The sequence below is a fragment of the Nonomuraea sp. NPDC048892 genome (assembly GCF_040649735.1).
GTDB lineage: Bacteria > Actinomycetota > Actinomycetes > Streptosporangiales > Streptosporangiaceae > Nonomuraea > Nonomuraea maheshkhaliensis.
On record NZ_JBEZFZ010000010.1, the window covers coordinates 67,645 to 94,007 of the forward strand.

Consider the following 26,363-nt stretch of genomic DNA (forward strand, 5'->3'; position numbering starts at 1 on the left):
GGACCGTGTTGCGGTGGCGAAACATCGCCTTGACCGCGGCGGACGCCAAGCCGGCTACTCCGCCATTTTGAGGTGGCGGTCCAGGTCGTCGAGGGTCAGTGGCTGCCGGCGCAGCGGCTCGGAGGCGTCCAGCGCCGTGGCGTGGAGGCTGCCGAGGAGCAGCTCCAGCTGCTGGTCGGTGATCAGCTCGTTGAGCTCGGCGCCGATGACGGGTAGCGGGCGGGACAGTTTGATGACGCCGAGCCAGATGTCGATGGGGTTGATGCCTTGGCGAAGCTGCCCGTCCCGCTGGGCGGCACGGGTGAGTCGTTCCATCTGCTCGTAGAGCTGGTTGCGTCGCGCCTTCAGCGCTCCCCCCTCACCGCGCGCGTCCTGCTCCAGGCCGGGGAGCAGCACCGGCATGATGACGTTGAGCCGCAACTCCACCAGGCGGCGTATGAGCTGCGTGAGCGCGCCCCAGGCGTCGGGGTGCGCGGCGGTGGCGCGGTCCAGTTCCTCGCCGACCAGGGTCAGGTTGTCCAGGGCGACCTGCCGGACAAGTGTGTGGCGGTCGGGGAAGCGGCGGTAAAGGGTGGCGATGCCGATGCCGGCGCGGCGGGCGATCTCCTCCAGCGGCGCGTGGATGCCCTGTTCGAGGAAGACTTCGCGGGCCGTGATGATGATCTGCTCGCGGTTACGGCGGGCGTCCGCCCGCAGCCGGGTCGTGTTCTCGGTCAACCGGTACCCATCTCCTTGGAATGCGGAGGGAAGTCCTTCGGTTGTGCTAGCTTATCGTCCACAGCAATCGAAGGGTTTTCCTCCACTTATTGAGGAGAGGCTGATGTCCGAGACCCCCACTCCTGACAGCCGGAGCTTCCCGCTCCAGCGGCAGTGCCCGTTCGCCCCACCGCCGGAGTACGACCGGCTGCGCGTCGAGGAACCCGTCTCCAAGGTGCGGCTACCCACCGGCGGCGCCGCCTGGCTGGTGACCCGGTATGAGGATGTCCGGACCGTGCTGAGCAGCCCGGCGTTCAGCGCCGACGGCACCCGCCCCGGCTTCCCCACGCTCCTGCCGGGGCAGACGCAGGTCCTGCGGCGCCCGCCGTTCATCCGTATGGACCCGCCGCAACACAGCTTCTACCGGCGTATGCTCATCCAGGAGTTCACCCTCAAGCGCGTCAAGACGATGCGGCCCGGCATTCAGGCCACCGTCGACCGGCTGCTCGACGACCTGCTAGCCATGACCCCGCCGGTGGACCTGGTCGAGGCGTTCGCGCTCCCCATGTCCTCGCTGGTGATCTGCCAGTTGCTCGGCGTGCCCTACGACGACCACGACTTCTTCCAGAGCAGGAGCAAGGTCGGCGTGTCAGGGCAGAGCACCGCGGAGCAGTTCGCGGCCGCGCTGGGTGAACTGCGCGCCTACATGGATGGCCTGATCACCCGCAAGCAGCAGGAGCCCGGCGACGACCTGCTGAGCAAGCTGGTCACCGAGCACCTGGAGCCCGCCGGCGAACTCCGCCGCGATGAGCTGCTCATGATGTGCCTGATGCTGCTCAACGCGGGCCACGAGACCACCGCGAACATGATCTCGCTGGGCACCGTGACGCTTCTGGAGCACCCCGGCCGGCTCGCCGCCCTGCGCGAGAACCCCGAACTCCTCCCCGACACCATCGAAGAACTGCTGCGCTACCTCAGCATCGCCGACCTGGTCACCACCCGGATCGCGGCCGAGGACACCGAGCTCAGTGGCACCCGGATCCGTGCGGGCGAGGGAGTCTTCGCCCTGCTGGCCGCGGCCGACTGGGATCCCGCGGTGTTCCCCGAGCCCGAACGGCTCGACGTTCACCGCGGCAACCGGCACCACGTCGCCTTCGGCTACGGCGTGCACCAGTGCCTCGGGCAGAATCTCGCCCGGGCCGAACTGGAGATCGCGTTCGCCACCCTCTTCGAGCGCATCCCCACCCTGCGGGTCGCCGTGCCGGTGGACGAACTGCCCTACAAGCACGGCAATCTCGCGTACGGCATCCACGAGCTACCCGTCACCTGGTAGGTGGAGCATGCGGATCACCGCCGACACCAGCGTCTGCGTCAGCGCGGGCATGTGCGCGCTCACCGCGCCGGGGGTCTTCGACCAGGGCGACGACGACGGACTGGTCGCGGTACTCCTACCGGACCCTCCCGAGGAGCAGCGCGAGGCCGCGGCCGAGGCCGTCCGGCTGTGCCCCAGCGGGGCGCTCGACATCAGACCTCGTTTTCGATGACTCGACTCAACGAATCGACGAACAACAGAAGGGGACGAGTATGTCTGGTCTGCGGGAAAAGGTAGTGATCGTGACAGGTGGCGCCCGCGGGATCGGTGCAGCCGTGGCCACCCGCATGGCTCGGGACGGAGCCACGGTGGTGGTCAGCGACCTGCTCGACGGACAGGGCGCGAAAACCGCCTCCAAGATCCAGAGCCTGTTCCTCCGCCACGATGTGACCAGCCAGGATGACTGGAAGAGCGTGGTGGAGGCGACCGTCGAGCGCTACGGCCGGGTGGACGGCCTGGTCAACAACGCCGGGATCGCCGCGGGACTGCGCCATGACCATTCTCAGCGCCAACCGCTGTTCCTGGGCCGTACCACGTTCGTCGCCCGCTATCTACGAGACCGCGACCTGCAGCGGGAGATCGAGGAAGGGCTGAACGTGGTCGAGGCGTGGAACCGCGCCAACGCGGTGATCTGCTACAGCCGCGGTGGTGCGATCTCCACCAACCGGCGCGATGAGGTGGAGATGACCGCGCTGTGTCTTCGGATCTTGCAGGCCTCGCTCGTCATGGTGAATGTCCTGATGCTTCAAGACGTCCTCGCCGAGCCCGAGTGGGCCGCCTGCTCACCCCGGTCGATCGGCTCGGCCTGACCCCGCTGTTCTGGCTGCATGTCCGCCCTTACGGCGAGGTGCGCCTCGACCTGAACGCCCGGCTGAGTATCGGCGACCTCGGTTCGCCCGGAACCGGCACGTGACCCTCGACGCTCGGGTCTACTGATCGGTGGCAAGCTTGGCGACCGCGGCCTTCAGGTCGCCGTGGGTGGGCAGGGTATAACGGCGGGTGGTGTCCAGGCAGGCGTGCCCCATAAATTCGGCGACCACGACGATGTCGACGCCCTGGCGCAGCAGGTTGGTGGCGAAGGTGTGGCGCAGGGTGTGCGCGGAGGCGGTGGGCGCGCCGTTGTCGTCGACCAGGTCGGCCTCGGCTGCGAGCTCGTCGAGCAGCTGGTCGACGGCGCGGGCTGAGAGCCGGCCGCCGCGGTAGCGGTTGAGGAACAGCGCCGGGCCGCCCGAGCCCGGCCACTGGCTCCGCTCGGTCTTCCACTCCTTGACGGTCTCGCGCACGGTGGTGTCCAGCAGGGGCACCTCGCGGGAGGTCTCGCCCTTGCCGTTGCGGACGATGACCTTGCCCTTGCGTGCTGATAGCGGCACGTCGTCGACGTCCAGGGCGACCAGCTCGGCGACGCGCAGCCCGGAGTAGAACAGCAGCCGGCCGATGGCGCGGTCGCGGGCGACCCGCCGGGTCTCCACGGCGCGCAGGAAGCGCCGCTGCTCGCGGGCGTCGAGAGCCTGGGGGGCGAGCTTGGGTGGGGTGTCGCGGCGGACCTGGACCGGGCCCAGGCCGCGGTGGCTGTAGAAGTGGTCGAGCGCGGCCAGGTGGGCGTTGACGGTGTTGGCCTTCCGCTTGGCCACCGTCTTCAGGTACGTCTTGTAGTCGCGCACGGCGAAGTCGCGGCTATGAGCGTCGCTCAGCGGGTCTGCGTTGTCGAGGGCGGCGGCGTCCAGCCAGGCGAGGAAGGCGCGGACCCGGGAGGCGTAGGCGCGGCGGGTGTCAGCGTCCAGCGGGGCGCGCTCGAGCGCCGCGGCGTAGTCGTCGTGCTCCGTGGTGAACGCGGCCGGTACCTCCTGGCGTCGCCCCACCGTCGCCCCTCTCCCTGATATCAGAAGTGATTTCGGGCTCCAATCCTAGCGCCACTCTTGCGATATCAGAAGTTCCGACCGAGCAGTATCAGCTGTTTGTGGAAAGAGGAGCTTTGCGGACATCCCCCGTCGCTCTTCCGGCAAAGATATGCAGAAAGGGGGACGCGCGATCGGTACGACCCCCGCGATCCTTCCGGCATGAACATGATTGCCTCATTCGTCATCGGCGCGGTCACCGCCATCGCCCCGGTCACGACCACGCCGCTGTCGTGGCAGGACTGCGGAGACGGTCTGCAGTGCGAGCAGATCCAGGTGCCGGCCGACTGGGCCCGTGGATCAGGGCCGAAGGTCACGATCAGCCTCGCCAAGCTGCCCGCCCAGGATCAGGCCGGCAAGAAGGGCGTGGTGTTGGTCAACACCGGTGGCCCTGGCGAGCAGATAACGCTTCTCCGCCAAGGAAAGAAGTACTTCGCAGATCTGACCAAATGGTTCGACGTGGTGATTTTCGACCCGCGGGGGTTCGGCAAGTCCACTGCCATCAACTGCCCTATCCCCGCACCGTTCGCCACCGAATGGGCGTTTCCGAGCAAGTCGGCCTACGACGCGTACGCTGCGAAGAATCGCACGTTCGGGCAAGCGTGCGCCAAGGAAGCCGGGCCGCTGTCGGGAAACCTCAACTCCTGGCAGATCGCACACGACATGGAGGCGATCAGAAAGGCCCTGGGCCAGGCCAAACTGACCTACGTGGGCAACTCGCACGGCACCGTGCTCGGGCAGGCCTACGCTGAGTTGTTCCCCCGCAAGGTCGGCCGGATGTACCTCGACAGCGTGTGGGACCACACCACACCCGACCTGCATGAGTGGCTTCGCCGGCGCGCCCAGGCCCTGGAAGCCAATGCCGAACGCTTCGCCGCCTGGTGTCAGAGCACCACGACCTGCGCGCTGCACGGCAAGGACCCCATGGCCGTCTGGGACAAGGTGATGGCCAAGGCCCGCCGCGAGCCCATCCCCGCGCCCGAGGCCGGTCCCGAGGTGCGCATCAGCGACACCCAGATCGCCTCCCGAGCCAACTTCACCTACGAGGCCACCTGGGAGCGCCTGGCCGCCGGACTCGCGCGGGCGCAGGCCGGTGACGCCTCGTTCTTCGCCAAGGTGGAAGGAGCGCCGGACCCCAACCTGTCGCGCGTCATCCTCTGCGCGGATCTGCCCTACCCCGGCTACGACAAGCTCAAGAAGCTGGAGACCACGCTACGTCGCGATACGCCCCACATCGGATGGCGGATGGTGTGGCCGATGGCCAACCATTGCGCGGGCCTGCCCCCGACCAGGACATACGCGCCCCATCCCATCAAGGCGCCGGGCCTGCCGTCTGTGCTCATCGCCAACGGCGAACACGACGACAACAGTCCGGCCGCCGACGGCCGCCGGCTGGCCGACCAGCTTCCCCGCGCCCGCTACCTGAAGGCTGTGGGAGGACATGCCCTCTACTTCTCCGGCCACCCGTGCGTACGCGAGCACGTGCACCGCTACCTGACCACGGGCAAGATGCCGCCGCGCGGCGCCTCCTGCGGACCGGCGAAGTAGCGTAGCCGACGTGTACGTCAGAGAGGGGTTGCTCGTGCTCGCGGCCACGGCCGTGCTCGCCGGGTTCGCCATGCTCGACGGCGGGCCGCCGCGACCCGGGCTGCCCCTCCTGGCGGGCGCCAGCCTCGCCGCAGCCCTGCCTTTGACGCTGCGCGCACGCTTCCCGCTGCCGGGAGCGCTGCTGTCGGCAGCGATAGCTTTGCTCGGCCTGGTGATACCGGGCTGGCCTGGCCGACTGGTGACCATGGTCATGTTCGGCTCGGCGGCCTTCCACGTGCCGCGCCGCCCATGGCTGGTTATGAGCCTGTCCATAGTCTGGACCACCGGCTACGGCCTGCTCATCCCGCAGGCCTACAAGGGCCTGTCCGTGGTCACCGACCTGGTCATCATGGGCGTGGCTCCGGTCGCCGTCGGCCACGCCCTCCGGCTGCACGGTGAGCGGGTCGCGCAGGCGGCGCGGCTCGACCACGCCGAGGCCAGGCGCGCCATGGCTGAGGACCGCGCCGCACTCGCCCGCGACGTCCACGACAGCGTCGGCCACCACCTCACCGCGGTCCACATGCAGGCCACCGCCACCCGCCGTGCCCTGCGCGGCCAGGCGCCGACCGCCGACAGAGCACTGGGTACCATCGCCGAGCTGTCCTCTGCCGCGCTGAAAGAGGTACGCGCCTTGCTCGACACCCTGCGCGAGGTGCCCGCCGGCCCGGGCTTGGAAGAGATCGAGGACCTGGCCGCGCGGCTCTCCACTCCGCACCTGCGGATCTCGGTCCACCGCGTCGGCCCCGGCACTCCGCTGCCATCCGGCATGGGTCATACGGTCTACCGCGTCGTGCAGGAGGCGCTCACCAACGCCGCCCGCCATTCGGGTGCCACCAAGGTGGAGGTGCGAGTGCGGCGCAGCCGGACCGCGGTGACGATGTCGATCACAGACAACGGCTGCGGCCTTGCCGGAGCGGAGGGGCGAGGCATCAGGGGCATGCGCGAACGCGTACACCAACATGGGGGAACGTTCACGGCAGGCCCGGTCCCGCAGCACGGCTGGCTGGTGGAGGCCATCGTGCCGATCGCGAAGGGGTCGGCATCACCGAAGGGTCAGGGACAGCCCTCCAGCGCTGCGGGGAATCCGACGTGAGCGACCGGGATGACGGATGGTTCGACATCGACAGTCCGGCATCACGGTGTACATCGCATGCCGGTCCGGCCGACCTGGATGAGGAGGGCGCTGTGATCGTTCGGGTGGTGATCGCCGATGACCAACCGGCCGTACGCGAAGCACTACGCGTGACGCTGGACGGCGAGCCCGACATCGAGGTGGTCAGTGAGGCGGCCGATGGAGCCGAGGCTGTGCACCAGGCGCTGTGGCGGCGTCCTGACGTGGTGGTGATGGATCTGCGCATGCCGTATGTCGACGGGATCTCCGCGATCCGGCAACTCGCCGACGTGGAGACACCACCGAGGGTGCTCGCGCTCACCACTTTCGACACCGACGAGTACCTGTTCGGCGCGCTCCAGTCGGGCGCTGCGGGATTCCTGCTCAAGGACAGCGACCCTGAGCTGCTGCTGCAGGCGGTGCGGGCGCTACACCGCGGGCACGGGCTGGTGGACCCGCAGGTCACCACCCGGCTGATCCACCGCTTCGCGAGACTGTCGCCCGGGCCCGCCACGGACGCGCAACAACGGCTCACCACTCGTGAGCTCGAGGTACTTCGGCAACTGGCCCGAGGGCTGAGCAACGCGGAGATAGCCCAAGCCCTGACCATCGAGGAGGGGACAGCCAAGACCCACGTCGCCAGCCTCCTGCGTAAGCTCGGGCTGCCCACTCGGGTGCGCGCCGTCATCTATGCCTACGAGCACGGACTGGCCCCGCGCGACTCAGACACCTGACCCCTCAACGAGGTGCTCCTGCCGCGCATCTGCTATGCCACCCAGACGGCGTGAGCTTGTCACCTGAAGAGTGATACCCCCGACGGCGTCGCCTACGAAGTCCCAGCTCAGGCTTGGTTTGGCGGCTCATCGCATATTTTTTTAACGGCACCCCGACTTGCCCGAATGAACGGGCTACCGGCACCCACCCCCCGCGACCGGAAGATCCTCAATGAATCTGGCCTGATCAGTACTGCCAGATGACGTTGCGACGGTGTCGCGCGGGGTGGACTTCGAGATCATCGAAAGCGTCGACGGCAAGAGGGCCATCGGTTGTGGCGTTGACCCTCTGGCGGATGGCTTCGAGCCTGAGGCGCAGGCGTTGGCGTGCCTGGCGCTCCTCGATGCCGGCCCACTCTGACACCGACTGGTCCCGCGGGGCGGCCCTGGCCCGGGAGTAGACGTCGACTTTGCGGCGAAGAGACGTCGGGAGCGGCCGGTGACCGGCCCGTCGTGCCTGTCGCAGGCATGCGGCACTGTAACGGAGATCAACTAGCGTCACTGATCGCCATGGGAGTCCCCTCAGGTCACCCCTGTCGAGAGTCGGACGATCAATGTGATGGGCAGTGTGGGGCATGAGGCTCTCTGGGTTGCACCGCCAGGTATTTCCTGGCGCACTACTGGAAGCCGGTCGGTCCCGTTGATCGCTGGTGAGTCATGGCGGGACCATAGCACCGCGGACGTCGAGGTAGGCGCTCCAGCCGCTTCCTCGCAGGTCGGAGCCGGATGATCTTGTTGGGCGCGTAAGGCACGTTGACGCTCATCCGTTCCCCTGATAATCGGTGGTGGCGTGGCCTGTGTCGAAGGTTCGCCGCCCGCCTTCGAGGTGCTCGGCTCGTTGCGGGTGTGGATGGATGGCCAGGAGCGTGCGGTGTCCCAGCCGGCGGTGCGTCGGCTGCTGGGCGCGTTGCTGCTCACGCCGGGCCGGCTGGTGGATCGGGCGCGGTTGATCGCGTTTGTCTGGGGGCCGTCGGGGTGCGAGCCTGCGGCGTTGTACAGCGCTGTGTACCGGCTGCGGGAGTGGCTGAGGCCGACCGGCATCGCGATCGTGCGGGAAGGCGATGGCTACCGTATCCAGGCGCCGCCGGAGCAGGTGGACGCGTCCTGCTTCCGTCTCGCCGTCGCCGGCGCGCGCGAGGAAGCAGATCCGGATCGCCGGACGGATGTGCTGTTGGCGGCGCTCGATTTGTGGCGTGGGCCGGTGCTGGCCGCGGACCTGGAGTGGCCCCACGAGCTACCTGCGGTCGCGGAACTGCAGCAGGCCAGGATCGATAGTGCGCGGGACCTGGCGGAGGCCGCCATGGGTTGCGGGCGTGCCGCCGATGCCGTCGACCCTCTGCGGCGGCTGGCCGAGGCGCTGCCCTACGACGAGTCCATCCACACCCAGCTGATCACGCTGCTCGGGCACGCCGACCGGCGTGCCGAAGGGTTGCGCCGCTATGAGCAGATCCGGCGCCACCTGGCCGACGACCTCGGGGTGGACCCGGGCCCGGGGCTGCGCCGGGCACATCTGGCCCTGCTCGGCGACGATCTGCCGGCGCCTGGCCCGCCGCCGTCGCCGGTCTGCCTGCTGCGTCGTGCTGGACAACGTCGCCGACACGGTCCAGATCCAGCCGCTGCTGCCTACCGGCCCCTCTTGCGCGGCCCTGCTGACCAGCCGGTCCAATCTGGCGGCGCTGTACGGCATGACCCGCATCAAGCTGCCCGTCATGCCGCTGCCGGAGGCGGTCGCGTTGCTGGGGCGCCTGATCGGCGGCGCCCGTACGGAGGCCGAGCCCGATCAGGTGCGGCGGCTCATCGAGGGGTGCGGCCGGCTGCCGCTGGCATTGCGGATCGCCGGGGCGCGGCTGGCCGCCCGCCCGCACTGGACTGTGGCGCGCCTGGCGGACCAGCTCGAACGGGCCCATCGTCCGCTCGATCACCTGGCCCTGGGCGCGATGGAGGTGCGTGCTGTCCTGGCCGTCGGCTACCGCGCGCTCGATGCGCCCGAGCGCCGCCTGTTCCGGCTGCTCGGCCTGCTGGAGGCGCCTGATATCGCGGCCTGGGTCGCCGCCGCGCTCCTGGACGGACCGCTGGCCGAGGCCGAGGAAGCGCTGGAGCGTCTGGCGGACGCGCAGTTACTGGAGGCGGTACGGTCCCCGGCGGGCGAGCAGGTCCGCTACCGCCCGCACGATCTGGTCCGCGCGTTCGCCCGGGAACGCGCCGAGGCCGAAGAATCGCCGGCGAGCCGAGAAGCCGCGCTGCTGCGCGCCCTGGGCGGCTGGCTGGCGCTGACCGAGGACGCCTACGACGCGCTGTGGGGTGGCGGCTATATCGCGCTGCATGGACAGGCTGCACGGTGGCGGGCGCGGGAGGGCGTCGGCCTGATGGCCGACCCGCTGGGCTGGTACGACAGCGAGCGGGTCAACATCGTGGCGGCGGTCGAGCAGGCCGCGCGGATCGGAGCCGTCGAGTTGTGCTGGGATCTGGCCGGTTCGGCTGTGCCCTTGTTCGAGGCCCGTTCGCATCACGATGAGTGGCGGCAGACGCACGCCGTCGCTCTGGCGGTGGCGCTGCACGCGGGTGATGACCGGGGCGCGGCGCTGACGAGCGCGAACGAGGCAATGCTGGACAGCCACCACCGGGGCGACTATGAGCGTGCCCGCGCGAAGCTGGCCACGGCCATGAAGCTGTGCGAGCGGACCGGTAACCGAGGCGGCTGGGTTCTGGCGCACACATTGGAGGCCCGGATCGATCTGATGCAGGGCTGTTTCGATGGCGTCCTGGCCCGGTACGAGCGGACCCTGGCCCACATGCGGGAGGTGGAGGACCGCGGAGGCCAGTTCCTGTCGCTGGGCGACATCGGCGAGTTGCACCTCGTCCAGGGCCGCCCGGATCTGGCTCTGCCCGTCATGGAGCAGGCCTTCGAACTGGCCCACACCGCCCCCGTGTTCGGCCCGCACCTGCGTGCCAGGTCGCTGTGGTTCGTCGGGGAGGCCCGGCTGGCGATGGGTGACCTCGACGGTGCCGAGGACGTTCTGGCCGAGGCCCGCCGGCATGCGGAACAGGTGCGTACTCCCCGGTTGCTGGTGTTCGTGCTGCACGGCCTCGGGCTGATTCGGCTGCTTCGCGACCGCCTGCCGGAGGCCGAGCCGCTGCTGAGCCGCGCCCTCACCTTGTCCGTGGACATCGGCGAGCCGGTGGCCCAAGTGCGCGTTCTGCGGACTCTGGGCAAGCTCCATCGCCGCCGAGGCGACGTCGACCGGGCCGCCCATTGCTTCACCGAGGCCTTGGCAGTGAGCCAGAGCATGCGGGCACTGCTGTGGGAGGTACGTGTGCTCAACGACTTCGCGGCCCTGCACGAGGAGACGGGCGATGTCGAGGCCGCGGCGGCCGAACGGCTCCCGGTCCAGGCCCTGATGCAGCGGAGCGACCACTACGCCGCTGGGTGAGATCCTGGTCAGTTCTTGGTGAGTCCGGCTTGCCAGCATCGTCCATGCACACCTCGACGTGCGAACGCCGGATTGGTCAGGTGAGGGCTTCGGTCGCCGGCGTACCAGCGTCGCGAGCATGTCGGCGTGCGCACGTGCGGCTTTTCGTTCCGACCGTGACGACCATCCAGGAGAGCACCATGCATCCAGACCTCTACCTGTGGGTCGAACGCGTGCGAGCCCGTGAGCTGTGGGAGGAGGCCGACCGGCAGCGCAGGGCGCGTCTGGTCGCCCGCGCGTCGGTCATCAGCGCCATCGCCGAGCGGCTCGGATGGGTGCTGGTGAGGACGGGCCTTCGGCTGGTGGACCGCCACGCCTGCGGGCCGCAAGGGTCCGGCCTCGGAAGCCCGCAGCCCGATTCCAGGCGGATCTTCCGCCGTGGCGCGGCGACGTAGGCGCCGGACCAGCACCGCGCCGCCTTCGCCCCGGCCCTCGCCTGCCTGAACGACCACGTACGGGATTTGGCGAGTGCGAGCGGCCCGTGGCAGGCTCATGCCGCATGATCGATGATTTCGCGAAAGACCACCTGCACGGCAGACTGCGGCGGGACCGCAAGGTGCTGGTCTGGAAGCTCGACGGGCTGTCCGAGTACGACGCCCGCCGGCCCCTGACGGCGACCGGGACCAACCTCCTCGGCCTGGTCAAACACGTGGCCAATGTCGAGGCCAGGTACTTCGGCGAGGTCTTCGGCCGCCCTTCCCCCGAACCGCTGCCCCGGTGGCAGGACTCCGACGGCAGCGAGTTGTGGGCGGCCGAGGACGAGACCCGTGATCAGATCATCGAGTTCTACCGGCGTACGTGGGAACACTCCGACGCGACGATCAGCGAGCTGCCCCTCGACGCCCCCGGCCATGTCCCGTGGTGGCCGGAGCCTCACAACGACACGAACCTGTTCGCCGTCCTGGTCCATGTCCTCGGCGAGTCCATCCGGCATGCCGGGCACGCCGACATCCTGCGCGAGGGCCTCGACGGCCGGACCGGGCTGCGTCCCGAGCACGACACGCGGATCGACGAGGAAGCTCGTGCGGCTTACCGCGCGAAGATCGAGCAGGCCGCCAGGACGGCCGCGCCGATCACGGCCTAGTCACAGACCCTACGCGGCCGGCCCCATCCGTCCAGGTAAGAGCTACTTGCCCGTTCTCGGGAGCACCATCCTGGACGCGTCGACCAGGAAAAGGCCGGCGACCCCGACGATCGGGAGCAGGGTGAGCTGCCAGAGGCCGGCGCCGTCCCAGCCGAGCGAGCCCACCAGGCGGGCGAACAGCAGCCCGGAGAAGGCGGCGGCGACGTAGTACGTGAGGATGAACAGCCCGGCGCCGCGCCCGACGTGGTGCGGACGGACGGCCCGCTGCATGGCCGTGCTGCAGTTGGTGAACAGGAAACCGCTGGCGAACGTGCCCATCAGGAACGACAGCAGGTACTGGGTGGGTGCCGAGGTGGCGATCTGGTACATCAGGTACGCGGTGACGCCGGTGGCGACCATGGCGAACATCAGCAGGCGGGCCTGGTTGAACCGGTCGCCGAGCCAGCCGGCCGGCAGGGCCATCATGGCGCCGAGGCCGCCCATGGACACGGCGAACGCGGCCTGGTCGGGCGCGAAGCCGAGCGCCTCGCGCAGGAACGTCGGGTAGAGGCCGAGGTAGCCGTAGAAGACCAGGCCGGAGACGGCGCAGGCGATGCCGATGCCGAGCGTGTTGCGGTTGTACGGGGAGGCCGGCACGTGCTCGTACGACTCCCCGGTCGTCTCCGCGGCGGTGCCGGTGACCGCCTCGGTCATCCGGCGTGAGACCGTCGCCGCGATGAGCAGGCTCATGAGCAGGCCGGCGGCGGCGAACAGGAAGAACGGCGCCCGCCAGGTCCCCCAGCTGTCGGCCAGCCCGTTGCCGAAGAGCGGGCCGAGGAAGACGCCGAGGCCGAAGGCCACGCCGACGACGCCGGCGGCCAGCGCGCGGCGGTGGAAGAAGAACGCGCCGATCACGGCGTACAGGGCGGTGGCTTGGATGCCCTCGCCGACGCCGGAGACCAGCCGGTAGATGCTCATGTCGACGAATCCCACGGCTAGTGGGATGGCGAGGGTGCCGAGCGAGTAGATGAGCACGCTGACCACGACGATGGTCTTGCGGGAGAGCCGGTCGGCCAGGTAGCCGGCCGGCGGCCCGGCGAGGGCGAGGCCGAGGGTGAAGCCGGTGGCCAGCAGCCCGCCCTGTTCGAGGGAGAAGCCGAGCTCGTTCCGGATCTCGGGCAGGAGGGGGTAGAAGATCTGCCGGTCCATCGCGTTGAGCATGTACGAGGCGCACAGGACCGCGAAGCCGATCGCGATGGAGGCCTTCGTCAGTTGGTCGGAGTCGGAGCTCGTAGGGGCGCTCCCGCCCTCGGTGGCGCTGCTCATCAAGTGGCTCCTCTGTGGCGCAGGGGGTGAACCCTTGTCCGGCTCAGCTCTATCGGACAATCGTCCGTAGAGCGGTCGGCATTGGGTTGGCCTCAGAATGATGCGTGGTGAGGCACCTGTCAAGGGGGTGTTGGGGCTTGTGAGGGGCACAAAGGGCACTGGGGCGGACGGATGTCCGCTCAGCGGCACACCCAGGGGTGGAAGGGGCCTGACCTGGCGCCGCGCGGGAGGGAACCGGCTGGTCCCGCCCGCGCGGCCGGAGCGGCTGTGTCAGACCAGGCGGGCCGTGACCGTGATCGTCGCTCTTACCCGCGGAAGCCCCAGCACCTTGTCCGTGGTCGGACGCGGTGTCCGAGTGGGTGCTGCCAAGGGCGGTGACGATGACCGCCAGTCTGGGCAGGGCGTGGTCGAGCGCGAATTGCAGGACGCGGCGGCGGCGAGGGACAGCAGCCGAGGCTTGACGGACGTGATTCTTCAAGCAGTTTCGGAACATCTTTCGGTGGCAAAGTACGCACTACTCATGTGACGTCGATTACCCGAAGTCTTTTCGCTGGAGACGCGCGACAGAATTCCGATGTCTCTCCTGGACGGCTGAGCTGTCAGGTGCGCGACAGGGGCAGGCCCTCGTGGTTGAGATAGGCCACCATGCGATACGCGCCGAGTTCGTCGCGGTGCAGCAGGTAGGAGGAGACCAGCCGGACGGGGGCGCCGCCGCCGGCGCGGGGCGCCGTCCACGTGGTGCGTACGAGCACGTAATGGTCGTCGAGCCGCTCCGGGGTCAGCGAGTCGGGCACCGCCGGGCCGACGCCCGCCTCGGCGAACATCTTCGCCCGCCGGGGCAGCGCCTGGAGAAAGGTCTGACGGGAAACGGGCCTGGCGCCTGAGGCGTCACCGGCCAGAAACGACTCGGCGAAGCAGCCGGTCAGGGTTTCCGTGTCGATGCCGTCGCCGGCCTGGGTGAACACGTCGAAGAAGCGGTTCAGGTCGGGCTGGGTTTCCGGCATCGGGTGATCCCTTTTCGCGAGTTGTGCACGGGAAAGCACTCGGCTCGTCGGCCGGGAACGCCGATGCTAAAGACAACTCACGAATTACGCCACTCATCATAGTGCGCGGAAATCAATTCCGGATCATTATTGAGTTACGCCCTCGTATCGTCGGCAACGGCATCTCGGCTCGCGGGGGAGAGCCGCCGGCGCCGGTCCAGCCGCAGGACCGCGCCCGCGCTGATCAGCCCGGCGGCGGTCAGCAGCAGCCAGGGCAGAGCGGTCCAGCCGGAGGCGCGGGCCGCGTCGAGCATGGCGCCCGACAGCAGGTTGCCCAGCAGGATCCCGACGCCGGACAGCAGGTTGTACAGGCCGTAGTAGGTGCCGATCAGCCGATCTCCGGCCATGTCGGCGATGGTGGCCATCTCGAACGGGAACGCGGCCAGCGTGCCGGCGGTGAGCAGCACCGTGCACAGCACCACGGCCGGCATCGTCCACCCGTCCGGCAGTCGCAGAGCGGCCACGGCGGCCAGGGGCAGGAACGCGGCCCCCATGAACGCCAGCCCGCGACTGATCGCCTGGCCGCGGCTCCACCGCTTCGAGCACCAGGCGGTCAGCCGCACCTGCCCGGCGATGCCGAGCAGCGCCGAGATCACGTACAGCGCCGTCACTCCCGCCTGGCCGCCGCCGGAGCGCTGCACCTCCAGCGGCAGGGTCAGATACAGCTGGTACGACAGCGCGTACGAGGCGATCATCGCCGCCGCGAAGGAGACGAACGCCCGATCCCCGAACGCCTGCCGCCACTCGCGCAGCACCGGCGGCCTGTCGCCGGCGGGAACCCGGCGCGGCGGCAGATACAGGCCCTGCAGCACCGTCAGAATCGCGAAGATCGCCGCAGCCGACAGGCACACGGCGGCGAACCCGGCATTGAGCAGGACGATGCCGATGACCGGGCCGAGCAGGATGCCGCCCTGGTAGAAGACGTTGAAGACGGAGAACGCCGCCACCTTCCGCTCGCCCGCCGCGACGGCCAGGTACGCGCGGGCGGCCGGGTTGAACAGCGCCCCGGCGAACCCGGTCACGGCGGCGGCCACGATCAGCAGCGGCAGCGAGGTGGTCAGCCCGAACAGGGCGAACCCGGCCGTCCGCAGCGCGCACCCGGCCATGATCATCGGTTTGTAGCCGATCCGGTCGGCCATCGTGCCGCCGATCAGGAACATGCCCTGCTGGCTCAGGTTCCGCAGGCCCAGCACCAGCCCGATGGTCCAGGCCGCCAGCCCGGCGCCGGACGACAGGTGCTGGGCCAGGTAGGGCATGAGCATGTAGAAGCCGAGGTTGATGCCCGCCTGGTTGACCTGCAGGAGCTGGATGGGCCGGTCGAAGGAGCGGAACTCGCGCAGCGTGCCCCTCATCGGGTGCCCGCCAGTGGGTCGGTCACGGTGGCGCAGCGGGTCCAGCGGTGCACTTCGCGTTCGTGCGGCGCCGCCAGCACGTCCGGTTCCCGCGCCGGTACGGTGCCCAGCAGGCCGTGAGCGCGACAGTAGTCGTCGTCGAAGATGGTGTTCCAGTACCGCCACGGCCCGTCGGGGAAGATCGCGACGATGGTCTCGCCGGGAGCGGCGCGGGCGAGCCAGCGGGCCACCAGGGTGACCGCGCCGGTGCTCCAGCCGCCCGAGACGTAGTGCCGTTCGGCCAGCATGCGGCAGGCCCAGACCGCCTCGGCGGGGCTGACCCAGTGCACCTCGCTGAAGGCGGCGTAGTCGACGTTGCGCGGATGGATGCTGGAGCCGAGGCCGCGCATCAGGCGCGTCCGCGCGGGCTGGCCGAAGATGGTGGAGCCGACGGTGTCGACGCCGACCAGCCGCAGGCCGGGGAAGTGCCGGCGCAGCTCGGCGTGGAGGCCGGCGCTGTGCCCTCCGGTGCCGACCGAGCACACCAGCGTGTCGATGTGGGGGAGCCGGCCCATCAGCTCGTGCGCGAGCCCCGCGTAGGCGCCGGCGTTGTCGGGGTTGTTGTACTGGTCGGGGCAGTAGGAGCCGGGGATGCCGGCCAGCAGGTGCTGGACGCGTTCGCGGCGGGCCTGCTGCCAGCCGCCGGCCGGGTGCGGTTCGGTGACGGTCTCCACGCGGGCGCCGTACGAGGTGAGCAGCCGGCCCATCAGCGGCTCCATGCCGGGATCGCTCACGAGCACGACCGGATGGCCGAAGACGATCCCGGCCAGGGCCAGGCCGAGCCCCAGCGTTCCGCTGGTCGATTCGACGATGGTGGCGCCGGGCCGCAACTCGCCGCGGGCCCTGGCCTGACGCACCATGTGCAGGGCGGGCCGGTCCTTGATGCCGCCGGGATTGAAGCCCTCGAGTTTCGCCCAGAAACCGCCGATCCCCGATTCGGAAGCCACCGGAAGCTGAACCAGTGGCGTATTTCCGACGGTGAGGGAAAGCACGGGATATCCGAGCGAGGAAACCTCGTGCGGGCGCGCGAAAACAACCTGTTGTGACATGGAAAAGATCCCCGAGTGATACCCGCGATTCGTGCGGGGTGAGGCCGGTGATGGACGACGAAAAAGCGGTCGTCCGGCCTATATGCGCATCACACAGAGATTTCCCAGAGCATAAGCATCCCTCGCCATGGGCGGCAGCCCTGCGCGAGGCCGGGGCGGCGGAGCCGTGGCCTCCTGCACGGCCAAGGGGCCGGGTGCGGCGGCGGGGCCGATCGCCGAGCAGCCCTGTTCGGTCCCGTGCTGGTGGCCCGGTGGCAGGTTACGGTGCATGCAGGCGGCGCCGTGGGCCTCGCCCGCCGGCTCTCCGGCCCGCACGCTGTGGCCGGCGGACTCCGCCAGCTCCACCGCCGCGCACGCGCCGCCATGGGCGAACACCACGCCGACCACCATGACGATCACGAACACCAGATGCGCCAGCAGCCGGCCGGCGCCGATATCGGCCGGACGGCTGGAACGGATCTTTCGGGTCGTGAGCATCACCGGTGATAATGCCCCCGGCGCGGCAGGACGCGCCCGGTGACGGCAAAGGTTCCAGCAAAGCTCGTTCCTGTATTCGGTCTATTAGCGGCGTCGGTCGCGAGCATGGCTTGTGCGCCCGTCCGGCGACATGTGAATGATGAGCCATCGCCGGCGCCCTTTCCATTCAAAGGTGTCGCTCGCCGATTTCCACCCCGGTCGCCTGCCCATTCCGGAGTTCTCATGATCCTGTCCAGACGATCGGTCATCGCCGGGCTCGGCGCCCTGACGGCCCTTCCCCGCGCTGCGGCCGCCGCGGCGCCGACCGTGCCCGCCGTAGTGACTCCCGGGGAACTGGCTCAGGACGAGCGCTTCTGGGCCACGGTCGCCGGCCGGTTCCAGGTGAGCCCGGACTTCGTCAACCTGGAGAACGGCTACTACGGGATCATGCCCGAGCCGGTCCGCCAGGCATACCACCGCAATGTGGACCACCTCAACGAGCGCAGCTCCCACCTGCTGCGCACGTCGTACAAGCCGCGGGCCGACACGATCCGCGACCGGCTCGCCGCCCTGCTCGACGCCGGCCGGAACGAGATCGCGCTGACCCGCGGCGGCACCGAGGCCCTGCAGTGCCTGATCTCCGGCTACAACCGCCTGCGCCCCGGAGACGGCGTCATGTATGCCGACCTCGACTACCACAGCGGCCAGTACGCCATGAACTGGCTCACATCCCGCCGCGGCGTGCACGTCGTCTCCATCGTCATCCCCGAGCCCGCGACCCGCCAGGCCGTGCTGGACACCTACGAACGCGCCCTGCGCGACCACCCCACGGTGAAGCTGCTCCTGCTCAGCCACATGAACAACCGCACCGGCCTCGTCGTCCCCGTCCGCGAGATCGTCGCCATGGCCCGGCGCCGCGGCGTCGACGTGATCGTGGACGCCGCGCACTCCTGGGGCCAGCTCGACTTCACCCTCGCCGACCTCGACGCGGACTTCGCGGTGTTCTCCCTGCACAAGTGGATGGGCGTGCCGCTCGGAGCCGGGTTCCTCTACATCCGCGAGCCCCGCCTGGCCGACATCGACCTCGCCTACGCCGACGAGACCTACCCGGCCACCGACATCCGTTCCCGCGTGCACCCCGGCACCATGAACGTCGCCCCCTTCCTCACCGTGGACGCCGCCCTCGACTTCCACGACGCCCTGGGCGCCCAGAACAAGCAGGCCCGCCTGCGGTTCCTGCGCGACCGCTGGGTCCACCGCCTGCGCGAGCTCGGCGGCTTCGACATCCTCACCCCGGACGAGCACGGCATGTACGGCGCCATCACCGCCTTCCGCATGCACGGCCGGACCACCGAAGCCGGCAACCTCGCCCTCGCCGACGAGCTCATGACCCGTCACCGCATCTTCACCGTCGCCCGCAAGGGCATGATCGGCGGCGATGCCGTCCGCGTCACCCCGGCCCTGTTCACCTCCGCGGCCGACGTCGACCGCCTCACGGCGGCTCTGCGGGACATCTCACGGCGCTCTTGACACGTGGATCGGATATCCCACTATCTTGCTCATATGAACAGTTCTTCAGATGAGAGGTTGTTGACGGTGGACGGCTGCACCGTCCGGGTGGTGGACGCCGACCGGGTCATCGCCGTCTCGGAACGGATGCCCTCCGCGGCGGACCTCACCGACACCGCCGACGTCTTCGGTCTGCTGTCCGACCCCAACCGGCTGCGGCTGCTGGTGGCGCTGCTGGACGGCGAGTTGTGCGTGTGCGACCTGGCGGCGGTGACCGGGCAGAGCGAGTCGGCCGTCTCCCACGCCCTTCGGCTGCTGCGCGCGCACCGCATCGTGGCCGCCCGCCGCAGCGGCCGGATGGCGTACTACCGGCTGGAGGATCCGCACGTACGGATGCTGCTCGACCTCGCGCTCGCCCACACCGAGCACACCGAGGCCATCCACCCCGAACGCGAGGGGGCCACCTGATGGGCGCCGGGCACGGGCACGGCCACGCGGCCGGCAGGCATCGGTGGCGGCTGGCGGTCTCCTTCGCCCTGATCGGCGGCTTCTTCGTGGTCGAGCTGGTCTTCGGCCTGCTGTCGGGCTCGCTGGCGCTGCTGTCGGATGCCGGGCACATGGCCGCCGACGTGGTCACCCTCGGCGCCGCGCTGGTCGCCACCAAGATCGCCACCCGCCCCGACACCACCGGCCGCCGCAGCTACGGGTCCTACCGGGCCGAGGTGTTCGCCTCGCTGCTGGCCGTCGTGCTGATGCTGGGCGTCGCGCTCTATGTCGTGGCCGAGGCCATCGGCCGCATCGGCGGCCCCGCCGAAGTGTCGTCCGGGCCGATGCTGATCGTCGGCGCCCTCGGTCTGATCGTCAACGTGATCGCGCTGCTCCTGCTGCGCGCGGGGGCCGGGGAGAGCCTCAACGTCAAGGGCGCCTACCTGGAGGTGGTGGCCGACACCGCGGGTTCCGTGGGGGTGATCGCGGCCGGCTGGCTGGTCGCGGCGACCGGGCAGGCGTTCTGGGACACCGTGATCGCCCTGGCCATCGGCGCGTTCGTCGCCGTACGGGCGATCTCGCTCGGCCGCCAGGTGTTCGCCGTGCTCGGCCAGCACGTGCCCGAGAACGTCGACGCGGCCGCGGTCGCCGCCGACCTGGCCGCCATCGAGGGCGTACGCGACGTGCACGACCTGCACCTGTGGACGCTCACCTCCGGCATGAACGTGGCCACCGCCCACCTGGTCACCGCCGACGCCGGCGATCACCACGCCGTGCTGGACCAGGCCCGCGACCTGCTGCGCCGCCGCCACGGCGTCGCCCACGCCACGCTGCAGGTCGAGCCCGCCGACCACCACGGCTGCGACGAACTGAACTGGTGACCCGCCGGCCCGCCGCGATCGCTTCGGTCGTTCCCGCCTGGCGGGCCGCGGGGGCGCCTGCCAGCTGCCTCGCCCGTCGCCTTCTCGCCTCCACGGGCACGACAGATAGCCTGTTCGGCAGGGCTTTGACGGGTGCCGGGCCCCGGCGAGTGAGGGAGACGATGTCGGCGACGCGACTGCTGGTCCTTGGCGTGGTGCGGCTGCACGGTCAGGCACACGGCTATCTGGTGGGCTCCGAACTGGAGTCGTGGGAGGCCGGGCAATGGGCAGGGCTCAGGTCGGGCTCGATCTACCACGCGCTGCGTCAGCTGGCCAAGGAAGGTCTTCTGGACACCAGCGAGGTGCACGAATGGCCGGGGCGCGTCGATTACGCCATCAACGACAAGGGCGAGGCGGAGTTCCTCGGGCTGCTCAGAAGCGCCTTAAGGGTTCCCGATCGGCGTCCGGAGCTGTTCAACGCAGCCCTTGTGCTGCTACCCGCGCTGCCCGAGGAGGAAGTGATCGCGCTGCTCAAGGAGCGGGTGCGCGCTTTGGAGGGCGAGCGGGCGCAGATCATGGTCACGGCCCAGGAGGGAAAGCGCTCAAGGAAGGTGACAGAGTTGTTCGCCCTGCGCGCGGCGCAGGCGGCGGGCGAAGCGGCATGGATCCGTGACTTGATCGGGCGGTTGGAACGCGGCGAGGAGCCGGTCTGATCGGCCGGAGACCGGTTTGACGGTACGACGGTGGATGAGTCATAGTTCGATACCCAAATTTGGTTACCCAAATTTGGGTATCGAAGGAGTCTTATGCGCATCACGACAGCGGTACTTCTGGCGCTCGTCTCGGTCCCCGTAACCTCGATCCCGGTAGCGGCGAACGCCGCCCCCGCCTGCCGGACAGTCAGCGCCAAGGTGGCGATGACCTCCAGCGGCTCCGCCGACCAGCGCATCGCCGGCACTTTGTGCCTGCCGCGCGGCCATGCCGCCACCGTTCAGCTGCTCATCCCCGGCGGCTTCTATGGCCAGGCCTACTGGCGGATGCGCGGCGACCGGCAGCGCCCCTCCTACGTGGAGACGATGACCGCCGCCGGGTACGCCACGCTGGCCATTGACCGTCTCGGTACCGGGGCGAGCTCCTACCCGCCGAGCACCCAGTTCAGGCAGGACACCCACCAGATCGTCATCCGCCGGCTCATCCGGCAGTTGCGCGAGGGCCGTCTAGGCGGGGGCCGGTTCGCCAAGGTCGTTCTGGTCGGCCACTCGCTGGGCTCGACCCTCGCCCGCACTGTGGCCGCCGCACATCCAGCGGAGGTGGACGGCGTCATCCTGACCGGCGAGTCGAGCGTGCCGAACGAGGCCGCTTTCGAGCAGATGGGCGCGGGAATCTACCGCGCCGCCGACGATCCCCGCTTCGCCGGGCGCGGGCTCGACGACGGCTACCTCACCACCCGGCCCGGCCTGCGGGCCACCTGGTTCTACCACGGGCCCAACTCCGACTCCAAGGTCATCGCCGCCGACGAGGCCACCAAGACGACGGACGTCTTCCCTCCCGGCGACTCTTACACCCCGCCCTCGATCAACAAGAACATCCAGAACCCCGTACTGATCGTCATCGGTGAGCACGACAAGCTGCTGGCTGGAGCCCGCTCCTCCGCCGCGCTGCACGCCCAGGAGGCGCCCTTCTACAGTCCTCGCGCCAAGCTGGAGACCGTCGTGGTCCCCGGCACCGGGCACGTACTCAATGGCCACCGCACCGCGCCCCGCTGGTTCGTCCAGGCACGCGAGTGGGCTGACCGGTGCGTGGGCGGAGCGGCGTGATGAGCCAAGAGCCGATCGACAGCCCGACCGGGTGGGTGGCCAGGCACGTCAAGAGCTACGCCGAGTCCGGCGGCACTCGCGGTCACCTCTTCCACGGCGCCCCTACGCTGCTGATCACGACGATCGGCCGCCGCTCAGGACTACCCCGGCGCACCGCCCTCATCTACGGCCGCGACGGCGACCGCTACCTTCAATAGGGTTCCGGCATGATCGAATCGCCTCCATTCGAACTGGTCGACGGCTTGCTCGGCCGCCGTATCGACGACCCGGGCCTGATCGAACTGCACCGGACCTACCCCCTGAAGCCCCTTCCCGCGTTCACCGACCGGGGGCCATCGTCCCGACCGGCTCGGACGCGCACGGGTTCGAGCTCACCTACCAGGCGACCGCGCGTGCCCGGCTGCTATCCCTCGATCCGGGTACGGGGGCGCGGTCCGCTGCTCGGCTATCTCACCAAGGTGTGGGTCAGGGAGCAGTACCGCTTGCCGATGGGGGACGGCCTCAGCACGGCGCTGCCCGAGCCCGAAGCGCGCACGCGGGCACTGGAGAGCAGCGTTCAGGAGTACGGGAACATCGTCCACGTCCTGCGCCGCGACGAGCGCAGCACCCTGGAGGCGCGCTACCACGAGGACGGCCGCTTCATCTGGTTTCTCCTCACACTCAACGAGCGGGACGAGGACGACCCCGAACTGCTGAAGTCGGCGGAAACGGTCCTGGCCGCCGCGCCGGCACGGGAGTACCCGTCCTGGCCGGAGCCCGGTGCCGGCGAACCCTTCGCCGCGGCCCTGCGGGCGCTGCGCGACCACCAGGGCGCGCATGGGTTCGGTGAGATCGACTTCGAGGTGTCCGACCGATTCACCTTCGGCGGGCCGCACGCCTGGACCGGCAACCCCGCGGCCGAACGAGAGTTCCACGTGTTCGGCCACAACGGCGGCGGCGGTCTCGTGGCCTTCTGGCTGGTCCGCCAGGGACGTCCGATCGAGGAGCAGCCCGTCGTCTTCCTCGACGGCGAGGGCGCCATGGGGCCGGTCGCGGCGGACCTGTGTGACCTGCTCCACCTGCTCGCGGGTGGCATCGGACCCTACGAGGCCATCACGTTCGGCCCCTCCTACTGGGACGCCGACCCACGGCCCGCGATCGCCCGCATTGCCGAGGAGCACCTCGGACGGCGCGGAGCGCGTACACCTCAGGAGATCATCGACGACGCGGACAACGAGTACTCCGACCTCATGGACCGCGTCGACGCGCTCAGCGGGTACTGAGGTCCGAGCGCGCGTGCGGCTCGCCGATCGAGGATCTTGGGCCTTGCTCCACTCCGGCGAACCCCGGGGCGCCGGGATCACTCATGTCAGAAGCCTCGTGGAGGCCGTATTCCATCCCCTGGCCCCAGACGCTCCGGCGGGCTGATCTTCGTCCGAGAGAAGGAAGAACGATGACCCGCTCAAAACGGTCACCGTCGGCGTCGCTGTCGCGGTGGCGAGCGTCATTCTCGCGCAACCGGCCTTGGCGGCGAGTTTTCAACGAGATGTCGGAGACGGGATCGTCCGCTACGCCGACCCCGCCAACGAGTTGTGTGTCCGGGCCGATGACACCACAGGGACAGCGGGTTGGAGGTGACCCTGACCCGCCCGGGTGCGATCGGAAAGCCCATCGTCATCAGAGACGACAACATCCGACACCCCGGCGCCACCTGCGCGGTGCTCCCCGCCTTCGACAACGTCACCTCCCGGGCCGTCCACGAGAGCTACTGGAGCGGGCGAGACACCGTCCTGCGCGGGACGTTCACCTTCCAGACCTGACGCTCACGCAGGGCCCCCGCACCATCCATCGCTGCTCTTCGTCGTGATCCGCCACGAGGCGATACCTCGCACATCTCCCCCCGCCGGCCACGCGCAAGCAGGTCCTCTGGGTTCACATGGACGGAACCACCGGGCACAGCGCTTGGAAGTCGGACAGCAACGGCTGCGGCACCGACGGCACCAACTTCGGAACCATCACCCTTACCAGCACCAAGCGCATGAGGAGCGCCTACCTATCGCTGCGTGTCTACGCCCGATCAGGCGGAATCCGGGCTATCCACATCAGCCGGGAGGTAGATAACGAGTTCACCTGAGCCGATGGGGCCCGCGGCATGCTCAAGGGTGCCGCCGGCCTGGACGCCTACCTCTGCACGCGCGAACCCTGAGGCCGAGCCACGTCCACCGCGGGAACCGGCGTGGCCACGGAAGGAAGCCAGGCCCGAGTGCCGGGGCATTTCGGCACTCAGCCTCCTCGAAGGCCGCTGGGGCCGGCGGCTGCTGCACGCGGCCACCGACCCCGGCCTGACCACCCACGGTTGGCGATGGCCACTGGAAGCGCGGGATTCTTCACGAAGATGGGGATGGCCGCGTAGCCAGCGCCCGGGCCTTAGTCGCCGAGCGCGAGCCGGATTCCGAAGGCGGCGATCACGGTCCCGGCGACCCGGTCCAGCAGCCGCCTGGCCCGTTCCGTACGGAGCCATCCGCGCAGTCCGCGGGCGAAGGCGACCAGAGCCGTCGACCAGAGCAGCCCGAGCGCGACGTGCACCGAGGCGAGCAGGATCCCCATCGCCAGGTGGCTGGTCTGTGCCGGGATGAACTGCGGCAGCACGGCGACGTAGAAGACGCCCACCTTCGGATTGAGCAGGTTCGTCGTCAGGCCCTGCCGGAAGCCGCGGAACATCGTGTCTCTTCCCGAGGTGACCGGGTGCCCGTCCGCAAGGGTCGTCGGCTCTCCGTCCGCCGCCTTTCTGCGGAAGGTGCCGGCCAGCATCCGGGCGCCCATCCAGACCAGGTACGCCGCGCCGGCCCAGCGCAGCGCCTCGTACGCGATGTGCGAGGCGGTGAGCAGGGCCGTCACGCCGAGCGAGGTGAGCGCACCCCACATCAGGGTGCCGGTCTGGATCCCCAGGACCACGCCCCACGCACTGCGGTGGCGTCCGAGGGCCGCGGTCCGGAGGATCAGGGCGGTGTCCAGCCCCGGGGTGAGGGTGAGAAGGCCGACAATGAGCGCGAATTGCCATATGGAGGTGGTAACTGCCACGGCAGGCAGCCTACCCGGGGGCCGGCGGTGTCACGCGTACAGCAGAGAGACGTCGATGCTGGAGATGTAGTTGATCGCCATGTAGACGGCCCAGTTGCAGCCGGCGGTCGACGTTCCGGTGGACGACTGGCCCTTGTAGATGCCGTAGGCCCTGTTGGCGTTGAACCAGGGGCCCCCGCTGTCACCCGGGTAGCACTTCAGGTTGGCACCGGACACCCGGATCCAGGTGGCCGCGCAGGTGGGGCCGTCGCAGGCGTTGCGCCAGGTCGGGCGGTAGGAGATGGTGCTGACCCGGCCACAGCTGTAGCCGGTGGACTTCCCCCGGTGACAGACGTAGTCGCCGTTCTGGCCGCTCCGCACCACGCGCCCGGTGACCGGCCGCGTCGCCTCGGTGCTGGCGGCATGGAACCTCGCGTAGGCGACCATGTTGGGACGGGTGTGCCACTGTACGTCGCTGGTGGCGTTGCGTTCCTGCCTCCGGAAGGAGGTCGTCACCCAGGTGCTGGAACCGTAGAGGCGGTACCGCTGCGTGTTGCCGCAGTGCCCGGCGGTGAGGATGCCTTTCTCACCTGCGCCGTTCCTGACGGAGAATCCGCTGGTGCACGTGTCCATCCGCAGTCCGCCCCGCTGGCCGTCCTCGGCGGACTGCGGCGTGAGCCTGATCTCGGCGGAGCGGATCTCCGCGGGCAGGGAGGCGGGCAGCGTCGCCCGCAGCGAGGTGATCACCTCCTCCCGCGAGCGGTCGCCGGTGGCCGCGCCGACCATGTCCAGCACGAATCGCTCGTTGGTCGAGTCGTAGAAGACGCCGTCGACCGCGCCGTGCGTGTCGAGGGTGTTCCCCGTCGAGTCGATGATCTTCTCGGCTTGGGCGAGGCTGTATCGCGCACCCGCTTGGAGGGTGACCCCCGGCACGCCCTTCACGATCTGCGCGGCCTGCTCGGGGACCGTGTCACCGGTGAAACGGACGCGCAGGCCGAAGTCGCCCTCGTGTTCGACCGTCGATCCGGCGAACGTGTCGGGATGGGCCGCTTCGATCTCCTCCACCAGGGCGCCGAAGTCGTTCTGCGCCGTGAGCCTGGCACGCGCCTGCTCTGTCGTGACCCCGAACTCCTTGGCGTAGGACTCGGCGTCCACGGCGAGACCGTCCTCGGTCCCACCGGCCTCGGGGTCGGGGTCCCCGGGGTCGTCGTCGACCACGGCGACGGACGCCGCCTGCACCGGGACCGGCGCCAGTAGTCCGCCCATGGATAAGAGGAGTACGGCCAGCACTCCCGGCACCCGCTTGCTGATCCCCATCTTCGTCCCTTCCTCGTCCGCCTGTCATGGTGATCATCGGCGGGCTGGATTAATGATCGTTCCACGCGTCGGCAGCAGCGTGGAATACGTCGGGAATACGCCC

General features: G+C 69.5%; 29 protein-coding genes and 1 pseudogene. 21 read left to right on the plus strand and 9 right to left on the minus strand.

What is annotated here, in order from left to right:
• Window positions 1–54: 54 nt before the first annotated feature.
• Complete coding sequence (locus AB0C28_RS30140; RefSeq protein WP_357857121.1) at window positions 55–717, minus strand: helix-turn-helix domain-containing protein; 663 nt, start codon at window positions 715–717, stop codon at window positions 55–57.
• A 103-nt stretch (window positions 718–820) separates the two neighbouring features.
• Here AB0C28_RS30140 and AB0C28_RS30145 point away from each other — a divergent pair, with 103 nt between their 5' ends.
• Genes AB0C28_RS30145 through AB0C28_RS30155 form a run of 3 tightly spaced genes read left to right on the plus strand, consistent with a single transcriptional unit; the run spans window position 821 to window position 2,877 of the window.
• A complete protein-coding gene (locus tag AB0C28_RS30145) occupies window positions 821–2,029 on the plus strand; it encodes a cytochrome P450 (protein WP_357857124.1) in 1,209 nt (402 codons plus the stop codon).
• Between the two features lie 7 nt (window positions 2,030–2,036).
• Entirely contained in the window at window positions 2,037–2,240 is a 204-nt protein-coding gene (locus AB0C28_RS30150) for a (4Fe-4S)-binding protein (RefSeq protein ID WP_358079236.1), read from the plus strand.
• Window positions 2,241–2,280: 40 nt separating this feature from the next.
• Window positions 2,281–2,877: an SDR family NAD(P)-dependent oxidoreductase gene (locus AB0C28_RS30155; protein ID WP_358079239.1), complete on the plus strand. Its 597-nt coding sequence runs from the start codon at window positions 2,281–2,283 to the stop codon at window positions 2,875–2,877.
• A 120-nt stretch (window positions 2,878–2,997) separates the two neighbouring features.
• Here AB0C28_RS30155 and AB0C28_RS30160 read toward each other — a convergent pair whose 3' ends face one another.
• Complete coding sequence (locus AB0C28_RS30160; protein WP_358079242.1) at window positions 2,998–3,927, minus strand: tyrosine-type recombinase/integrase; 930 nt, start codon at window positions 3,925–3,927, stop codon at window positions 2,998–3,000.
• Window positions 3,928–4,023: 96 nt separating this feature from the next.
• On the opposite strand from AB0C28_RS30160, the gene AB0C28_RS30165 reads away from it, so the two are divergent.
• From AB0C28_RS30165 to AB0C28_RS30200, 8 genes and pseudogenes are all read left to right on the plus strand, one after another.
• Window positions 4,024–5,511, plus strand: a complete 1,488-nt coding sequence (locus tag AB0C28_RS30165; RefSeq protein WP_358079245.1) for an alpha/beta fold hydrolase — start codon at window positions 4,024–4,026, stop codon at window positions 5,509–5,511.
• A gap of 10 nt (window positions 5,512–5,521) precedes the next feature.
• Window positions 5,522–6,643: a sensor histidine kinase gene (locus AB0C28_RS30170; RefSeq protein ID WP_357861606.1), complete on the plus strand. Its 1,122-nt coding sequence runs from the start codon at window positions 5,522–5,524 to the stop codon at window positions 6,641–6,643.
• Window positions 6,640–7,395: a response regulator transcription factor gene (locus tag AB0C28_RS30175; protein ID WP_358079248.1), complete on the plus strand. Its 756-nt coding sequence runs from the start codon at window positions 6,640–6,642 to the stop codon at window positions 7,393–7,395. Before AB0C28_RS30170 ends, AB0C28_RS30175 begins: the two co-directional genes overlap by 4 nt.
• A 265-nt stretch (window positions 7,396–7,660) precedes the next feature.
• The gene (locus AB0C28_RS30180; protein ID WP_357861602.1) at window positions 7,661–7,795 is read left to right on the plus strand and encodes a hypothetical protein; all 135 of its coding nucleotides are present in this window, start codon (window positions 7,661–7,663) and stop codon (window positions 7,793–7,795) included.
• A gap of 489 nt (window positions 7,796–8,284) precedes the next feature.
• Window positions 8,285–8,896: pseudogene (locus AB0C28_RS30185) on the plus strand (BTAD domain-containing putative transcriptional regulator); the annotation flags it as partial.
• A gap of 115 nt (window positions 8,897–9,011) precedes the next feature.
• Window positions 9,012–10,865 carry a tetratricopeptide repeat protein gene (locus tag AB0C28_RS30190; protein WP_358079251.1) on the plus strand — a complete coding sequence of 618 codons (1,854 nt, stop codon included), beginning with the start codon at window positions 9,012–9,014 and terminating at the stop codon, window positions 10,863–10,865.
• A gap of 155 nt (window positions 10,866–11,020) precedes the next feature.
• Window positions 11,021–11,299 carry a hypothetical protein gene (locus tag AB0C28_RS30195; RefSeq protein ID WP_358079254.1) on the plus strand — a complete coding sequence of 93 codons (279 nt, stop codon included), beginning with the start codon at window positions 11,021–11,023 and terminating at the stop codon, window positions 11,297–11,299.
• A 104-nt stretch (window positions 11,300–11,403) separates the two neighbouring features.
• A complete protein-coding gene (locus tag AB0C28_RS30200; RefSeq protein WP_357861596.1) occupies window positions 11,404–11,988 on the plus strand; it encodes a DinB family protein in 585 nt (194 codons plus the stop codon).
• Window positions 11,989–12,030: 42 nt separating this feature from the next.
• Here the strand turns inward: AB0C28_RS30200 and AB0C28_RS30205 are convergent, their stop codons facing one another.
• Window positions 12,031–13,293, minus strand: a complete 1,263-nt coding sequence (locus AB0C28_RS30205; protein WP_357861595.1) for an MFS transporter — start codon at window positions 13,291–13,293, stop codon at window positions 12,031–12,033.
• A 286-nt stretch (window positions 13,294–13,579) separates the two neighbouring features.
• On the opposite strand from AB0C28_RS30205, the gene AB0C28_RS30210 reads away from it, so the two are divergent.
• On the plus strand, window positions 13,580–13,819 hold the full coding sequence (locus AB0C28_RS30210) for a hypothetical protein (protein WP_358079257.1): 240 nt from the start codon (window positions 13,580–13,582) through the stop codon (window positions 13,817–13,819).
• 73 nt (window positions 13,820–13,892) lie between these two features.
• On the opposite strand, the gene AB0C28_RS30215 is transcribed toward AB0C28_RS30210, so the two are convergent.
• The 4 genes from AB0C28_RS30215 to AB0C28_RS30230 all read right to left on the minus strand — a co-directional run bounded on the left by AB0C28_RS30215 (window position 13,893) and on the right by AB0C28_RS30230 (window position 17,253).
• Window positions 13,893–14,297 (minus strand): hypothetical protein, encoded by a 405-nt coding sequence (locus AB0C28_RS30215; RefSeq protein ID WP_358079260.1) that lies wholly within the window; start codon window positions 14,295–14,297, stop codon window positions 13,893–13,895.
• A gap of 134 nt (window positions 14,298–14,431) precedes the next feature.
• Window positions 14,432–15,688: an MFS transporter gene (locus AB0C28_RS30220; protein ID WP_358079262.1), complete on the minus strand. Its 1,257-nt coding sequence runs from the start codon at window positions 15,686–15,688 to the stop codon at window positions 14,432–14,434.
• Window positions 15,685–16,776 carry a PLP-dependent cysteine synthase family protein gene (locus AB0C28_RS30225; RefSeq protein ID WP_357861587.1) on the minus strand — a complete coding sequence of 364 codons (1,092 nt, stop codon included), beginning with the start codon at window positions 16,774–16,776 and terminating at the stop codon, window positions 15,685–15,687. Before AB0C28_RS30225 ends, AB0C28_RS30220 begins: the two co-directional genes overlap by 4 nt.
• 78 nt (window positions 16,777–16,854) lie before the next feature.
• Complete coding sequence (locus AB0C28_RS30230) at window positions 16,855–17,253, minus strand: hypothetical protein (protein ID WP_357861585.1); 399 nt, start codon at window positions 17,251–17,253, stop codon at window positions 16,855–16,857.
• 222 nt (window positions 17,254–17,475) lie between these two features.
• On the opposite strand from AB0C28_RS30230, the gene AB0C28_RS30235 reads away from it, so the two are divergent.
• The 9 genes from AB0C28_RS30235 to AB0C28_RS30275 all read left to right on the plus strand — a co-directional run bounded on the left by AB0C28_RS30235 (window position 17,476) and on the right by AB0C28_RS30275 (window position 24,017).
• On the plus strand, window positions 17,476–18,762 hold the full coding sequence (locus tag AB0C28_RS30235; protein WP_358079265.1) for an aminotransferase class V-fold PLP-dependent enzyme: 1,287 nt from the start codon (window positions 17,476–17,478) through the stop codon (window positions 18,760–18,762).
• Window positions 18,763–18,795: 33 nt separating this feature from the next.
• Window positions 18,796–19,209: a metalloregulator ArsR/SmtB family transcription factor gene (locus tag AB0C28_RS30240; RefSeq protein ID WP_357861581.1), complete on the plus strand. Its 414-nt coding sequence runs from the start codon at window positions 18,796–18,798 to the stop codon at window positions 19,207–19,209.
• The gene (locus tag AB0C28_RS30245) at window positions 19,209–20,108 is read left to right on the plus strand and encodes a cation diffusion facilitator family transporter (RefSeq protein WP_357861579.1); all 900 of its coding nucleotides are present in this window, start codon (window positions 19,209–19,211) and stop codon (window positions 20,106–20,108) included. Before AB0C28_RS30240 ends, AB0C28_RS30245 begins: the two co-directional genes overlap by 1 nt.
• A gap of 161 nt (window positions 20,109–20,269) precedes the next feature.
• Window positions 20,270–20,800: a PadR family transcriptional regulator gene (locus AB0C28_RS30250; RefSeq protein WP_357861577.1), complete on the plus strand. Its 531-nt coding sequence runs from the start codon at window positions 20,270–20,272 to the stop codon at window positions 20,798–20,800.
• Window positions 20,801–20,893: 93 nt separating this feature from the next.
• Window positions 20,894–21,904, plus strand: a complete 1,011-nt coding sequence (locus tag AB0C28_RS30255; RefSeq protein ID WP_358079268.1) for an alpha/beta fold hydrolase — start codon at window positions 20,894–20,896, stop codon at window positions 21,902–21,904.
• Complete coding sequence (locus AB0C28_RS30260; protein ID WP_358079271.1) at window positions 21,904–22,101, plus strand: nitroreductase/quinone reductase family protein; 198 nt, start codon at window positions 21,904–21,906, stop codon at window positions 22,099–22,101. The genes AB0C28_RS30255 and AB0C28_RS30260 overlap by 1 nt, the downstream gene beginning before the upstream one ends.
• Before the next feature lie 9 nt (window positions 22,102–22,110).
• A complete protein-coding gene (locus tag AB0C28_RS30265) occupies window positions 22,111–23,166 on the plus strand; it encodes a hypothetical protein (RefSeq protein WP_358079274.1) in 1,056 nt (351 codons plus the stop codon).
• Window positions 23,167–23,511: 345 nt separating this feature from the next.
• Window positions 23,512–23,703: a hypothetical protein gene (locus AB0C28_RS30270; protein ID WP_358079277.1), complete on the plus strand. Its 192-nt coding sequence runs from the start codon at window positions 23,512–23,514 to the stop codon at window positions 23,701–23,703.
• Window positions 23,704–23,819: 116 nt separating this feature from the next.
• Window positions 23,820–24,017 (plus strand): hypothetical protein, encoded by a 198-nt coding sequence (locus AB0C28_RS30275; RefSeq protein ID WP_357861567.1) that lies wholly within the window; start codon window positions 23,820–23,822, stop codon window positions 24,015–24,017.
• 293 nt (window positions 24,018–24,310) lie between these two features.
• On the opposite strand, the gene AB0C28_RS30280 is transcribed toward AB0C28_RS30275, so the two are convergent.
• The gene (locus AB0C28_RS30280) at window positions 24,311–24,964 is read right to left on the minus strand and encodes a LysE family translocator (RefSeq protein WP_358079280.1); all 654 of its coding nucleotides are present in this window, start codon (window positions 24,962–24,964) and stop codon (window positions 24,311–24,313) included.
• 30 nt (window positions 24,965–24,994) lie between these two features.
• Window positions 24,995–26,260 carry a S1 family peptidase gene (locus AB0C28_RS30285; protein WP_357861563.1) on the minus strand — a complete coding sequence of 422 codons (1,266 nt, stop codon included), beginning with the start codon at window positions 26,258–26,260 and terminating at the stop codon, window positions 24,995–24,997.
• Window positions 26,261–26,363: the final 103 nt, after the last annotated feature.

Coding starts and splice junctions, on each gene's coding strand:
- AB0C28_RS30145 (WP_357857124.1), top strand. CDS start 821: ATGTCCGAGACCCCCACTCCTGACAGCCGGAGCTTCCCGCTCCAGCGG.
- AB0C28_RS30150 (WP_358079236.1), top strand. CDS start 2,037: ATGCGGATCACCGCCGACACCAGCGTCTGCGTCAGCGCGGGCATGTGC.
- AB0C28_RS30155 (WP_358079239.1), top strand. CDS start 2,281: ATGTCTGGTCTGCGGGAAAAGGTAGTGATCGTGACAGGTGGCGCCCGC.
- AB0C28_RS30200 (WP_357861596.1), top strand. CDS start 11,404: ATGATCGATGATTTCGCGAAAGACCACCTGCACGGCAGACTGCGGCGG.
- AB0C28_RS30205 (WP_357861595.1), bottom strand. CDS start 13,293: ATGAGCAGCGCCACCGAGGGCGGGAGCGCCCCTACGAGCTCCGACTCC.
- AB0C28_RS30215 (WP_358079260.1), bottom strand. CDS start 14,297: ATGCCGGAAACCCAGCCCGACCTGAACCGCTTCTTCGACGTGTTCACC.
- AB0C28_RS30220 (WP_358079262.1), bottom strand. CDS start 15,688: ATGAGGGGCACGCTGCGCGAGTTCCGCTCCTTCGACCGGCCCATCCAG.
- AB0C28_RS30225 (WP_357861587.1), bottom strand. CDS start 16,776: ATGTCACAACAGGTTGTTTTCGCGCGCCCGCACGAGGTTTCCTCGCTC.
- AB0C28_RS30230 (WP_357861585.1), bottom strand. CDS start 17,253: ATGCTCACGACCCGAAAGATCCGTTCCAGCCGTCCGGCCGATATCGGC.
- AB0C28_RS30235 (WP_358079265.1), top strand. CDS start 17,476: ATGATCCTGTCCAGACGATCGGTCATCGCCGGGCTCGGCGCCCTGACG.
- AB0C28_RS30240 (WP_357861581.1), top strand. CDS start 18,796: ATGAACAGTTCTTCAGATGAGAGGTTGTTGACGGTGGACGGCTGCACC.
- AB0C28_RS30245 (WP_357861579.1), top strand. CDS start 19,209: ATGGGCGCCGGGCACGGGCACGGCCACGCGGCCGGCAGGCATCGGTGG.
- AB0C28_RS30250 (WP_357861577.1), top strand. CDS start 20,270: ATGTCGGCGACGCGACTGCTGGTCCTTGGCGTGGTGCGGCTGCACGGT.
- AB0C28_RS30255 (WP_358079268.1), top strand. CDS start 20,894: ATGCGCATCACGACAGCGGTACTTCTGGCGCTCGTCTCGGTCCCCGTA.
- AB0C28_RS30260 (WP_358079271.1), top strand. CDS start 21,904: ATGAGCCAAGAGCCGATCGACAGCCCGACCGGGTGGGTGGCCAGGCAC.
- AB0C28_RS30265 (WP_358079274.1), top strand. CDS start 22,111: ATGATCGAATCGCCTCCATTCGAACTGGTCGACGGCTTGCTCGGCCGC.
- AB0C28_RS30275 (WP_357861567.1), top strand. CDS start 23,820: ATGGACGGAACCACCGGGCACAGCGCTTGGAAGTCGGACAGCAACGGC.
- AB0C28_RS30285 (WP_357861563.1), bottom strand. CDS start 26,260: ATGGGGATCAGCAAGCGGGTGCCGGGAGTGCTGGCCGTACTCCTCTTA.